Source organism: Pseudomonas sp. BIOMIG1BAC (assembly GCF_001705995.2).
Taxonomy (GTDB): domain Bacteria; phylum Pseudomonadota; class Gammaproteobacteria; order Pseudomonadales; family Pseudomonadaceae; genus Aquipseudomonas; species Aquipseudomonas sessilinigenes.
In genome coordinates this window covers 3183619-3196714 of the sequence record NZ_CP049045.1, presented here as the reverse complement: position 1 = coordinate 3196714, position 13096 = coordinate 3183619, and the positions used below count along the sequence as shown (strand labels likewise).

11 protein-coding genes are annotated in these 13096 nt (G+C 65.6%); all 11 read left to right on the top strand.

What is annotated here, in order from left to right; all coding sequences use genetic code 11:
- Positions 1 to 3: 3 nt before the first annotated feature.
- The 11 genes from ATY02_RS15230 to ATY02_RS15180 all read left to right on the top strand — a co-directional run bounded on the left by ATY02_RS15230 (position 4) and on the right by ATY02_RS15180 (position 13062).
- Positions 4 to 1596 (top strand): GumC family protein, encoded by a 1593-nt coding sequence (locus ATY02_RS15230; protein ID WP_068586458.1) that lies wholly within the window; start codon positions 4 to 6, stop codon positions 1594 to 1596.
- A gap of 11 nt (positions 1597 to 1607) precedes the next feature.
- The gene (locus tag ATY02_RS15225; protein WP_068586673.1) at positions 1608 to 2708 is read left to right on the top strand and encodes a glycosyltransferase family 4 protein; all 1101 of its coding nucleotides are present in this window, start codon (positions 1608 to 1610) and stop codon (positions 2706 to 2708) included.
- Positions 2705 to 4054: an O-antigen ligase family protein gene (locus tag ATY02_RS15220; protein WP_068586461.1), complete on the top strand. Its 1350-nt coding sequence runs from the start codon at positions 2705 to 2707 to the stop codon at positions 4052 to 4054. Before ATY02_RS15225 ends, ATY02_RS15220 begins: the two co-directional genes overlap by 4 nt.
- Before the next feature lie 101 nt (positions 4055 to 4155).
- Entirely contained in the window at positions 4156 to 5115 is a 960-nt protein-coding gene (locus ATY02_RS15215) for a glycosyltransferase family 2 protein (protein WP_068586464.1), read from the top strand.
- Positions 5108 to 6244: a glycosyltransferase gene (locus ATY02_RS15210; RefSeq protein WP_068586465.1), complete on the top strand. Its 1137-nt coding sequence runs from the start codon at positions 5108 to 5110 to the stop codon at positions 6242 to 6244. The genes ATY02_RS15215 and ATY02_RS15210 overlap by 8 nt, the downstream gene beginning before the upstream one ends.
- Positions 6213 to 7244: a polysaccharide deacetylase family protein gene (locus ATY02_RS15205; protein ID WP_416220661.1), complete on the top strand. Its 1032-nt coding sequence runs from the start codon at positions 6213 to 6215 to the stop codon at positions 7242 to 7244. The genes ATY02_RS15210 and ATY02_RS15205 overlap by 32 nt, the downstream gene beginning before the upstream one ends.
- A complete protein-coding gene (locus ATY02_RS15200; RefSeq protein WP_068586472.1) occupies positions 7241 to 8548 on the top strand; it encodes a lipopolysaccharide biosynthesis protein in 1308 nt (435 codons plus the stop codon). The genes ATY02_RS15205 and ATY02_RS15200 overlap by 4 nt, the downstream gene beginning before the upstream one ends.
- Positions 8548 to 10473 carry a hypothetical protein gene (locus ATY02_RS15195; protein ID WP_068586474.1) on the top strand — a complete coding sequence of 642 codons (1926 nt, stop codon included), beginning with the start codon at positions 8548 to 8550 and terminating at the stop codon, positions 10471 to 10473. Before ATY02_RS15200 ends, ATY02_RS15195 begins: the two co-directional genes overlap by 1 nt.
- Positions 10470 to 11174: an N-acetyltransferase gene (locus ATY02_RS15190; protein ID WP_068586477.1), complete on the top strand. Its 705-nt coding sequence runs from the start codon at positions 10470 to 10472 to the stop codon at positions 11172 to 11174. The genes ATY02_RS15195 and ATY02_RS15190 overlap by 4 nt, the downstream gene beginning before the upstream one ends.
- Positions 11171 to 12298: a GNAT family N-acetyltransferase gene (locus tag ATY02_RS15185; protein WP_068586480.1), complete on the top strand. Its 1128-nt coding sequence runs from the start codon at positions 11171 to 11173 to the stop codon at positions 12296 to 12298. Before ATY02_RS15190 ends, ATY02_RS15185 begins: the two co-directional genes overlap by 4 nt.
- The gene (locus tag ATY02_RS15180) at positions 12295 to 13062 is read left to right on the top strand and encodes a carbohydrate deacetylase (protein WP_068586482.1); all 768 of its coding nucleotides are present in this window, start codon (positions 12295 to 12297) and stop codon (positions 13060 to 13062) included. The genes ATY02_RS15185 and ATY02_RS15180 overlap by 4 nt, the downstream gene beginning before the upstream one ends.
- The last annotated feature ends 34 nt before the right edge of the window (positions 13063 to 13096 follow it).

The window sequence follows — 13096 nt, the reverse complement described above, 5'->3', positions numbered from 1 at the left end:
TCGATGACCAAGATCGAAAACTACCTGCACGAGTTCCTTCTCGTGTTCTTCGTCAATCGGCGCCTGATCAAGCGGGTGTTCCTGGGCTTCGCCCTGCTCGCTCTGTTGCTGCCGCTGGTGCTCAAGCAGAGCTTCGAGATCACTGCCGAAGTCATCGTGCAGTCCAAGAAGCTGTCGCAGACCGACGCCAACACCGTGCTCGCCCCGGATGCCGACAAGTTCATCCCGCCTTCGCTGGCGGACATGGAGACCGAAAGCAATATCCTGCGCTCGCCGACCCTGATCCGCGACACCATCGACCAACTGCGTCGCGAGGGCCAGTTCAGTGGCAGCGAAGGCCTGTTGAGCAAGCTGGTGCTCAAGCCGATCCGCAGCATCCTGGTGGACCCGCTGCGCAACTATGTGATCAATCCGGCCCGCGGTTTCTTCGGCCTGGCAGTGGACCCGGTGCGCGATACCAGCCTGGACGCCTTCACCGACCAGGCGGTCAAGGACCTGAAGATCGGCACCCTGCCCGGCTCCAACGTGATCTCCATCGTCTATAGCAGCCCGTCCGCCGCCGAGGGCACGCGCTTTGTCGAGCGCCTGCTGGCCAACTACCTCAAGAGCCGCCAGGACTTGCAATCCAATGAACTGCCCGAGGCCTTCTACGAACAGAAGAAGGCCCAGTACCAGTCACGCCTCGACGATCTGGAGGGCAAGCGCCAGGCATTGCTGGAAGCGGCCCATGCCTCCGATCCCAAGGAGGAGATCACCTTCCGCCTCAATGCCATCAATACCGAGGAGCAGTCGCTCAACGGCTACCGTGACCAGGCCCTGGAAAGCCAGCGCCGCCTGGATTACCTGCAAAAAAGCCTGGACGCTGCACGCAAGGCCGGCCTGACCGACTACACCTTTCCCTTCGCCTTCGCCAACACCGTGGACAACGTTGCCTACGAAGACCGCGAGATCAAGCACCTGGGCGAGCAGTTGACCAACCTGGTGAGTCAGTACGGCACCACCGCCGATACCTACCGCGCCGACAGCGTGCCAATGCAGCAACAGCGCGAGCAGATCGTCCGGGCCCGGGCGCAGTTCCTCAAGGTCGTGGAGAACCGCGTCCGCGAACGCAGCAGCGAATTGCAGATCACCCAGTCGGTGATCGCCCAGAAAACCACGCGGATCAACGACTACAAGACCCGTGTGCGCGACCTGCAGGAAGTGCTGAGCAAGCTGCGCCAGCTGGACACCGAGATCGATGCCCTGCACAAGGCCTTCTTCACCTACACCCAGCGCTATGAAGAGAGCCGCGGCGAGCGCCTGATCAGCGGCGAGCTGTCCAATGCGCGAGTCCTGAGCCAGCCCTACGAACCCAGCGAAGCGGCTTTCCCCAAACCGATGCTGATCATCCCCCTGGGTCTTTTGACCGGGCTGCTCCTGGCCATCGCCCTGGGTTATGTCTATGAGTTCTTCGACCATCGCTTCAAGCATCCGGCCCAGGTCAGCGACCATCTCGGCCTGCCCGTGCTGATGGTGCTCAACGCGGTCGAAACCCCGCAGCTCAACCCCTACCCACGCTGGACCTGGCGCTGGGCCTGGCATTGGGCCAAACAGTGAACGACTTGAGCATGGCCGCGCAGCCTATCGTGCATCTGATCCACAGCGGTGGCTTCTATGGCGCCGAGCGCATGTTGCTGGATCACTGCCTGATCACCCCGGGCGAGCATCGGGTGGTGTTCATCGATGCTCCGCTGGCGTTGCTGCAGCGTTTTGCCGAGGCCGGCGTGCCCAGCCACAATTGCCGGAGCCTGAAGGAGCTGCTGGCCCATCTGCGCCAGCAGCCCGGGCTGCTCAATGCCCACAACTTCAAGGCCCAGGTGTTCGCCTGGGCCTGTGCCAGGCGCCTGCAACTGCCGCTGGTAATGACCCAGCACGGTTTCACCCCGCGCAGCCTGAAGCAGAAGCTCTATACCTGGACCAGCCTGCGCCTGTGTCGCAGCAGCCAGGTACGCCGGGTGGTGTGCGTCGCCCAGAGTATCGCCCGCCTGCATCTACAGGCAGGCGTCGCCGAAGCCAAGCTGCTGGTGATTCCCAACGGCCTGCCGGAACCGGCCCCGGCCATCGCCACGGGCAACCAGGCTCCGCCCCTGCATGACGCTCCGGTGCGGCGCGACGAGCAGGAACCCCTGGTGGGTTTCGTTGGGCGCCTGAGCGGGGAAAAAGGCCCGGATCTGTTTCTCGATGCCTTGATCGGCCTGTGCCAGCAACGCCCCTCCCTCAAGGCGGTGCTCCTGGGCGATGGCGAGCAGAACGCGATCCTGCGCCAGCGCATCGAGGCCGCCGGCTTGTCCCTGCGTATCCTGCTACCGGGCTACCAGAGCGATATGCAGCCCTGGCTCAAGCGCCTCAACGTGCTGGTGATCAGCTCGCGCACCGAAGGCACGCCGATGATCCTGCTCGAAGCCATGCAGGTCGGGACTCCGGTGGCGGCCTTTGCCGTCGGCGGCATTCCCGATGTCCTGCAGCATCGGCACAACGGCCTGCTGGCCACGCCCCTGGACAGCGAGGAACTGGCCCGCTGCATCGGCGAGTTGCTGGACGATCCACTCCAGGCCCGGAGCCTGGCCGAGGCGGCTCGTGTCACCCAGCGCCAGCACCATCACCTGCCCACCCTGGCCAAGCGCTGGGATGAGCTGTACCGCGTTGCCAGAGAGACTACCCCGGTATGATCGCCGCACCTTTTCTCGGTTTGCTCCTGGGCCTGGCCGGCCTGGCCTTGCTTGCCAGCCCGTGGCCATTCCTGGCACCACTGGTGGTGGTCGGGATGTTCGGCCTGGCCCTGCTCTATCGTCGTCCGGCCTGGGGCCTGCTGGGGATCTGCGCACTGGTGCCTTTCGAGGGGCTGTTCAAGGACAGTGCTTTTTCCGGGGCCAAGCTGCTGGGCGCCTCGCTGATCCTGATCATGCTGTTCAAGCTGTTGTTGCGGCAGATCCCCGAGACCCGCCTGGGCAGCAACCTGTGGCGCGCCCTGGGGCCGTTCCTGCTGTGCCTGCTCTTGAGCCTGATGTACAGCGAGAACCTGGCCGTCTCCCTGGACAGCCTGCGAGAGCTGGCCGTGGGCCTGGTGCTGTTCTTCGTGACCTTGCTGATTGCCCGTGAGATCAACCTGCTGATGCTCTGCCGCCTGTTGGCGGTCAGCGTGGCCATTACCTGCGTGATCGCGCTGGTTTCCGCCAAGTACCAGGTGGGCGGCCGGGCCATCGGCCTGCTGCAGGACGCCAACTACTTTGCCCTGCTGATCGCCATGGCCGTGCCACCGGCGATCCTGCTCGCCTTGCGTTCGCCCCACTGGCTGGAGCGCCTGTTCTGGGTGGCCATCAGCCTGACCCTGATGGCTGGGATGACCAAGACCGACTCGCGCTCCGGCCTGCTGGTGGTGCTGTTCACCATCGCCATCGGGGCCTGGCATTACCGCGACCGCCTCAAGCGCCTGCGGCCCAAGCACCTGGGCTTCGCCATGTTCGCCGTGGCGATCGTCGTGCCCCTGGGTATTGCCGCGCTGCCGGCCGACTATGTGGCGCGGATCAAGTCCCTGGGCATGCTCAAGTCCGGTTCGCACTCGGCGGACACCTCCCTGGGTCGTCGGACCTCCTACCTGGTGGTCGGTAGCCAGATGATCCGCGAGAACCCACTGCTGGGCTCAGGCCTGGGTACCTTCCCGATCCATTACGCGCAAACCGGCTTCGCCAGCAGTTTCTCGGAAAACCTCAACGAGCCGGACCTGTATCGCCGGGCCCACAACACCTATCTGGAACTGTTCAGCGAGCTGGGCATTCCCGGCGGCCTGAGCTTCGTGGCGCTGCTGCTCATGGGGCTGCGCAATTTCGAGCGCTCGCGCCAGGCGTTCCTCGCCCGGGGCGCCCGGGAGCAGGCCGACCTTGTCACGCACCTGGGGCTGAGCCTGTTGGCACTGGCGGTGTTCCTGCTGTTCCTCAGCGCACCGAACCACAAATACCTGTGGATCTTCCTGGCCTTGTCCAGCGTGCTGCGGCGTGAGGCCGAGCAAGCGCGATGAGGCACCGTTACTCGGGGCGCGAGCGCCGCAAGAAAGTCGTCCTGGCGTCGCGACGCCAAGGCGAGCATGTCATCAGCGAGATCCTGCCAAGGGAGGCTGCAATGCAACGGATCAGCGTGATCGTGCCCATGTACAACGAGGCGCGACACATCGAGCGAACCCTGGGCAGCGTGTTGCGCGCCGCCCGGGCGGCCGACATGGACTGCGAGCTGATCGTGGTCGACAACGGCTCCACCGACCAGGGACCACAACGGGCCAGGGAACTGGGTGCCCAGGTCCTGCCATGCCCCGGGCTGAGCATCGGGGCCTTGCGCAATCGCGGCGCCGCCGTCGCCACTGGCGACTGCCTGGCCTTTCTCGATGCCGACATCGAAGTCCCCGGCAACTGGCTGCAACTCTGGCAACGCAACCAGGCGCAGGCCGAGGTTTTCGCCCTGGATTGCGCCGCCCCTGCCAGCGCTCCCTGGTTCGCCCGGGCCTGGCAGCGACGCAGCCTGGCGGCCGGGGACAAGGCTCGCCTGTTGCAGTGGATGCCTACGCCCAACCTTTGCCTGAAGCGCGAATGGTTCGAGCGTGTCGGCGGTTTCGACGAACAACTGCGTACCGGCGAGGACAAGGACTTCGGCCTGCGCCTGAACGCCGCCGGAGCACGGCAGTTGAGCCTGGCCCAGCCCCAGGTGCTGCACTGGGGGTTCGAAGCCAGCTGGAGCGAATGGGCCGCCAAGGAACGCTGGCGCCAGGGCAGCCATGTGCAATTGCTCAAGAGCGCCGGGCCGAGCCTGCGCCTGCTGCGCTTCCCACTGCTGTGCCTGGCGTGTGCCTTGCTCAGCCTGATGGCCGTGCTGGCGCTGCTGTTGGGCCAGGGGGGCGGTGCCTTGCTGTACCTGGCCTTGGCCGCCCTCGCGCCCCTGCTCCTGGCTCTGCGCCAGGGGTGGCGCCAGCGCGACCCGCTGTTTGTCCTGCAACTCTGGCTGCTGCACTGGGTGCGCCTGTACCTGGGGGCCTCGGCCCTGATCCAGGGTCTGTTCAACCGTTCTGTCAGGAGGCCCGACCGTGGCTAAGATTCTTTTCTGGCTTTGCCTGCTGTTGCCCTTCTATGCCTGGGTGGGTTATCCGCTGCTGCTGGGCCTGCTCAGCCTGTTCGTGCGCCCACGCCCTGCGATGCAGGGCCAGCCGCTATCGGTCAGCGTGATCATCGCCGCTCATAACGAAGGACCGCATATCCAGCACAAGCTCCAGACCCTGCTGCAACAGGATTATCCGGCCACCGACCTGCAGATCATCCTGGCCAGCGATGGCTCCAGCGACGAGACCGTGGCCATTGCCCTGGGCCTGCGCGACTCACGGGTCCTGGTGCTGGATCTGCCGCGGGTGGGCAAGGCCGGGGCCCTCAACGCCGCGGTAGAGTTGGCACGCAATGACATCCTGGTGTTCACCGATGCCGACAACCAGTGGTCCACCGACACCCTGGGCAAGCTCCTGGAGCCCCTGGCCGATCCGCAGGTAGGCGCCTGCGGTGGGCATATGATCATCCCCCGGCCCGGGCACAACCTGAGCCTGGGAGATAGCTTGTACCGGCATTACGAAGCCTGGTTGCGCCAGGCCGAGAATCGTACCGGCTGCATGGTTTCAGCCGACGGCGCGTTGCTGGCCCTGCGCCGGGAACTGTTCCAGCGGATTCCGGCCGAGGTCAACGATGACTTTTTCATCAGCACCTGCGCCCCGGTGGCGGGCAAGCGCATCGTCTATGTGGAGCAAGCCCAGGTGCTGGACCAGGGCGTGGATGAAGCCGACAAACAATACCGCCGGCGCCTGCGGGTCACCGTGGGCGGCTTGCAGAGCCTGGCCCAACGCCGGGAGCTGATGAATCCATGGCGCCACGGCGCCTATGCCATTGCCCTGATCAGCCACAAGCTGATCCGGCGCCTGGCACCGGTGTTGTTGTTGCCACTGTTGCTGAGCAACCTGTTGCTGTGGGACGCCGGCCCCTTCTATAGCGCGTTGCTGGTTGCCCAACTGGCGGGTTATGGCGCGGGCCTCCTGGGCTTGCTGGACTCGCGCGGACGCCTGCCCAAGGTGTTTCGCCTGGCCGGATTCATCCTGGTGACCCTGGCGGGCATGAGCATGGGTCTCTGGCAGTTCCTCCGCGGGCAGCGCTATGCCCTGTGGAACCCACAGCAGAATCGCTGAGGTGAAGGTGAAACTGACGTTCAAGCGCCTGTTGGGCAGTGCCTACCTGCACAGTGTCGGGCGGCGGCGCCTGAGCGATTGCTCGGTGATACTGATGCTGCACCGAGTGCTCGCCGATTCCACCGCGGCGAGCCTGCCCCACCGTGCGCCATTATGTGTCGGCCAGGCGCAATTCGAGCATTTGCTGCGCTGGTTGCGCCGGCATTTCGACTGTGTGCCGCTGCAGCAACTGCTGGAGCTGCCCGGTGGCGACCGCCCCCGGATAGCCCTGACCTTCGACGATGGCTGGCGCGACAACGCAGAAGTGGCCCACCCGCTGCTGGAGCGCTACGAAGTGCCGGCAAGCATCTTCCTGTCCACCGATTTCATCGGTCGCAGCCAGGGCTTCTGGTGGGAGTCCATTGGCGAGACCCTGTGGCAGCAACCCAACGCCAGCGCAAGCCAGCCACTGCTGGACTACCTGCGGATGTTGCAACTGCCCCCGCCCGCAGCCTTGCTGCAAACGGCCGCCAGCGTGGCTCGCAGTCGTGCCCTGGGCGGCTACCTGCAACGCCTCAAGCAACTGGACCCGGTCACCCTGCAAGCCCTGGCCGACAGTTGTCCGGCCGGTGCCGCGCCCCATGCCATGGACTGGAGCCAGGTCAAGCAGCTGGAACGTTCCGGGCTGGTGTCTTTCGGCCCCCACGGGGCCAGCCATGGCATCCTCACGCGTCTCGATCCGCTCGCCCTGCGCAGTGACCTGAAACGCTCCCATGACGCGCTACGCAAGCATTGCCAGGCCCCGCTGGAGATCTACTGCTATCCCAATGGCGATCACAACCTGCAGGTGCGCAGCGCCGTCGCCGAGCTGGGCTATCGCTATGCCCTGGGCACCCAACCCGGCCTGATCGAGGCAGGTGACAACCCATGGCTGGCCCTGCCACGAATCGATGTCAGCCATGCCAGCGCCGCCCATCCGGGGCTCCTGGCCTGGCGCTTGCTGAAGGGGGCGCGGGCATGAGGCGTGGAGGCTACCTCTGGCACCTGGCCCTGAGCATGGGCACGCGCCTGGCGATGATCGGCCTGCGCCTGCTGCGCAACATACTCCTGGCGCGGCTACTGGGCCCGGCGGATCGCGGCCTGTTCGCCCTGCTCAGTACCCTGCCGGACCTGATCGCCGCGCTCACCAGCGGCGGTCTCAATACGGCAGTGGGGTATGACGCTGCGCGCCAGCGCCCCATGGCGCTGCTGCTGACCCAGGTCCTGGTCTACGGCTGCCTGCTGGCCAGCCTGCTGACCCTTGCCGCACTGGCCCTGATCAACACCCTGGGCAGCCAGTGGGAGCTGAGCCTGCAACTGGGGAGCCTGGCCTGGCTACTGCTGCTGGCGGTGCCGATCACGGTGCTCAAGAGCGGCCTGCTGACCCTGCACAACGCCGATGGCCGGGTCGAAGCCTTCAATGCCCTGCGGTTGCTGGAATCCCTGGTGCCCTTGGTGTTGTTCGTCGGCCTGTGGTGGATCTGGCGCGACCAGCCGTTGTCCGCGGCGCTGGTCAGTTGGTTGGGGGGCACCCTGCTGGTGGTCGTGGTGGGCTGGTGCTGGCTGGCGCGCTTTCACGACCTGCGCTTGCGCTGGCAGTCCGGCGAACAAGGCCGGCTCCTGCGCTATAGCGCCCAGAGCCATCCCGGTGTCCTGGCCCAGCAGTTGATGCTGCGCTCGGACTATCTGTTCATCGGCGCCTTGCTCGACCCCACGGCCCTTGGCTGGTATGCCATGGCCAGCGCCGCCGCCGAGCTGTTGCTGATCATTCCCGAGGCCGTGACCACGCCCCTGATGAAGCACCTGTTACAGCAAGGCAATGGCATCGAGCAGCTTACCGCCCTGGCCTTGCGCCTGACCGCCACGGTCATGCTCGGCGCTTGCCTTGCCATGGCGCTGATCGGCCAGTGGTTGATCGTGACCCTGTTCGGTGCGGCCTATGCCCCGGCCTACCAAGCGCTGTTGGCCCTGCTGCCCGGGCTGCTGGGCCTGTGCTACGCCAGCATCCTGCGCCTGGACCTGCTGGGCAAGCAGCGGCCTGGCACCCTGTCGTTGATGCTGGGGGCCGGCGCGCTGCTGAACCTGGCCCTGAACGCGCTGCTGATCCCGCGGCTGGGCATCGTCGGTGCGGGCCTGGCTTCGTCCATCGCCTACCTGGCGGTAAGCCTGGCAATGCTCGCACTGTACTGTCGGCTCAGCGGTATTGCCTGGTACCGCACCCTGTTTCTGCTACCGGCAGACATCGTCTACCTGCGCCACTTGTTGCGCCCCAAGGAAAAGGCCTGATGAAACCCCGTTCCCTGTTCGCCCTGATGCTATTCGTGGCGCCGTCGCTGTACGCGGCCCCCATGCAGTGGGGCGATATCCGCGATGGCAGCCTGTACCTGCAGGCCGCTGCCGCCGACACCCTGCATCTGCGCTGGAGCCCCGCGTGGCAAAGCGACGCCAACCACGAGCAGTTGTATTTACTGGCGCCTGACGGCCAGTTGCTGCAAGCGCTGGATATCCCCGCCAGCCAAGCCTATGGCCAGCAGGATATCCACCTGCCTGCGGCCCAGGGCGACTATCGCCTGCAAGTCCCGGGCTACAGCTTTCGCAATTTCAAGATCGGCCATGACAGCGCCACTCAAGCCCAGTTCGAGCCGGCCAAAGTGCATTTCAGCGCCGATGTCGCCGAAGGGGCCGAGCTGTATTTTCAGGTGGCCGCAGGGGAGCGAGCGGTGCTGGCTGGCAAGTATCACGGTGGTGTCAGCGTGTTGCAGGCCGTGCGCCTGAGCGATGGCTTGCAAGTGCGATTGAAGCTGGAGCGCCACGAACAGTACCCGCAATTCGACCAGGTCCCGTTGCCACCGGCCAGCCAGGATGAAGTCTGGCGCCTGTCAATGGGCGGCTCCGGCAAGGTCGGGTTCTGGCTCGATGGCACCGCCAACCTGTTCGCCCAGGACCTGCACCAATTGCATCCATTGCAGTGGACCCCGGGACAGGTGGAGCTGACGCTCAAGCCGCAGGCTCGGGGACCCAGCCCGCACTTGGGTATCGCCCTGCCCTACGCCCAGCCGCCGCAGTCGACCTTCGAACTGCTACGGGCCCTGGGCGCCCGATCGGCCAACTTCTACAGCTTCGTCGATGTGATCAAGAGCGAACCGCTGCGAGAAATCGGCTTTCGTCGCCTGTATCGCGAAATGTTCGCCATCGATCACGACATCACCCTCCTGGCAGGTACCGGGCGCCGTCCGGTACTGGAGGCCGATCGCCAGACCCTCGCAGGGCTCGATGCCTGGCTGGCCGACAGCGCGCAGTTGGGTAACCGAGGCACGCACTACCTGGCCTTTGCCGACGAACCCAACCTGAACTACCCAAGCTATGCCGCGTTCGCCGCCTATTTCGGGCAGATGCTGGAGCACACCCGGGCCAATCCCGATACCCGCGCAGCCGGGGTACGTATTGCCATGCCAGCCAGCTCCAGGCTATTGGACGGGCCATTCCGGGTCGGTGCCGGGCAACGCCGGGGCATCGACTGGGCGCAGCGGCTGCTGCAAGAACATGGCGAGGATATCGATGCCCTGGCCTGGCACGAATGGATGGTGCGCGATCTGCTGGCCACCCGGCGCTACCGCGACAGCGTGCGCGCCGCTGCGCAATTGGTGGGGCTGGACGAGCACGGCCGGCCACGCAAGGCGCTGCTGTTGAGCCAGACCAATATTTCCAGCGGCCCGGACCTCAGCCCCTACCAGCAAGACACCCACTATGCGGCGCTGTGGTGGATGTCGGTAGTGGTCAACGCTTCACAGGACGGCCTGCTGGACATGCTCAACTGGTTCCAGGCCGCCGACGAACCCGAGTATCCCAAGGGCATGCTGGCCCTGCGCGACGCCCAGCGCTTTGCCCTCAAGCCAGTGGCCAAGGCCCAGCAATTCATCCAGCAGCACTGGCTGGGCGAGGTCCAGGCGCTGGACAACCCGGCCTTCGAGGTGGACGCCCTGGCCCTGCGCGATGGCGCCCGTCACAGCTTGCTGGGAGTGGCCAAGACCCCACGGCCACACACCATCGAGCTGGCGGCGACGACCGATCTCTGCCAGTCCGGCCCTCGCCTGGAGTTGCTGGGGCCCGACGGCTACAGCCATGAGGCACCGGTGCAGTGCCATGCCGGCCGTGCAGTGTTCCAACTGCCCGGCGAGACCTTGTTTGCCTTGACCTGGAAAACCCTATGAATCGTTTGACCGGCCTGCTGGCCAAGATTCGCCGCAAGGGCCTGCGCGGCAGCCTGCGCCTGCTGCGCGAACGTTTCTTCTACTACCACTGGGAGCTGTTGACACTGGAGCGCCCCCTGGCGCTGCCTGTGCCCTGCCCCATCAGCCCCGAGCGCTGGCCCCAAGTGCGCATCACCCGGGAGCTGCTGCCGGCCTTCGACAAGTACTTCAAGGCGCAGCTACCGGCCATTCGCGGCCTGCTGGACAAGGGCAGTCGCGGCAGCGCCCACCTGGATCACGAAGGCAACGTGATGATGATGGTGTGGATCAGCGAGCGTGATTACTACGACGATCAGTTGTATCGCTGCTGGATGCGCATGCCACCTGGCTGCCTGTACCAGTTCGCCGGGGAATGCGCGTTGCCCTACCGTGGCTCGGGGGTGGTGATCCTGGCGCAGAAGATGCTCTGGGAGGAGTACCGCGAGCGCGGCTTCAAGGCCACCCGGGCACTGGTCAACGTGCGCAACGAGGCCGCGCTGAAGATGCACATGCGCCTGGGCTTCCAGGAGGTCGGCGAATCCTTGCATGTCTATTGCCTGTTGCGCTGCCTGCACTTGCATCGCCGCCGGCCCTATCACCAGACGCGCCTGCATCACCTCAGGCGCGGTCGCCTGGCCGAGCAGCAGGCCGCGGCCAGCCAGATCGACAAGGAGCGCACGTGACCCTGCGTTGGCAATGGTGCACCAGCCTGTGCACCGAAAACTTCCCCGCACAAGCCTATGAACGACTGTGCGAAGCCACCGAACAGGCCACCCCGTTCAATCGCCTGGGCTGGCTGCGCGGCGCCGAACAGGCCCTGACCGAGCACCAGGCGTTGCACATCCTGCTGGGCTGGCAGGACGCGAAGTTGCTGCTGTGCCTGCCATTGATCGCCGGGCGAGAGTCCCGTGGCGGCCTGCCATTGCGGGTCTTGCGGCACTTGGGGCACCCACTGAGCGATCGCCTGGCGCTGTTGGTGGCGCCCGCTGCAAGGTCGGCCATGGCCGAAGCCCTGGGCCAGATTCGCCGGCGTCTGCCCCACGATTTGCTGCAACTGCACGAGCTGGTCGATGCCGCCGGCGTGCTGGAGCCTTGGCGCCGGGCCAGCAGCTATGGCGAACAGTCGCTGGGATGCCGCGTACCGGAGCACCAGATTCTTCCCAGCGATCGCGATGAAGCCAGCGGGACCCTGCGCTATGAACTGCGCCGGGCAAAGAAACGCTGCGCCGAAATCGATGCGCGGGTCGTTCGCCTGTCCCCCAGCGCGCAAGACATCGACCAGGTCCTGCAGAGGCTTTGCGAAGTGGAACAGTCCAGCTGGAAAGGCACCGATGGCCTGGGGATCTTCTCTGGAGCGCGGCGCCAGCAATGGATGTTCAGCGCTTTGCACGCCCTGGCAGCCGAAGATCGGGTGCGAGTGGCGATGCTGGAACACCAGGGGCGCTGCATCAGCTATCGCCTGGGACTCCTGGAGCGCGGGCGCCTGTATGACTACAACATCGCCTTTCTCGCCGACTACGCCAACCTGGGCAGCGGCCGGCTGTTGCTGGACGAGTGGATTCGCTGGGGCCTGGAGGACGGCTGGCAGTGGGTCGACGCTTCCCGAGTGAGCCTCAGCCGCTCCAGCCACCAGTTGCATGAACGCCTCAGTGGCCTGGTGGAGCACCAGCGCTGGAGTTTCTACAGTTGGCGCCCGCGCGGCTTGCTCGCGGGGCTCGGCGAGCGCCTCTGGCAACGACTCAAGCCTCATTTCAAGGCCTGGCGCGAACGTCGCCTGGCCGCTACTGCCAAGAAGGTTCGTCCATGAAGCACTCCCGGCTGCTGCAGGTCATCGTCAATGCCGACGACTTCGGCCTCGACCCCGAATACAACCAACTGACCCTACGCGCGTTCCAGCGCGGGGTCATCAGCTCGGCCACCCTGATGGCCAACATGCCGGCCTTCGAAGACGCCTGCCGCCTGGCTAATCAGCACGCCCTGCTGGGGCGTATCGGCCTGCACTTCAACCTGACCTATGGTGCCCCCTTGAGCCAGGCAATCGCTGGCCAACCGCTATTCTGCGATGCCCAGGGCCAGTTCGATCTGCACCTGCGGCGCTCGGCCCTGCATTTGCCGGCCGCGGCCAGGACCGCCGTGTGGCAAGAGCTGCAAGCCCAGTGGGAGCGTTGCCTGGACCACGGGGTGAGGCCCAGCCATATCGATTCGCACCAGCATGTGCACAACATCTGGCCGATCGCGATGATCGTCGCGCGCTTCGCCGCCCAGCAGAGGGTGCCCGTACGGCTGGCGCGCAATGTCGGCGGCAACATCGGCCCGCTCAAGTGGCTGTTCAAAAGCTCGTTGAATCGTCGGATGCGTTGGCTATCGGGGGCCTCGGCCGACAGGGTCTGCACCCCCAGGGACCTGCTCGACGGCTTGCGCCCGCACGGCCTGATCGAGGTGGTCGCCCATCCGACCCAGTTGGACAACGGTGACTTCGGCGACGACTACCTGCCACCCCGGCAATCCCTGGACCACTTGCTCGACCAAGCGCTACCCGGCTACCAGCGCATCGCCTACAGCGATCTGTAGGGTCGGCCATAAGGCGCGCTACAGCCTTGAGCGG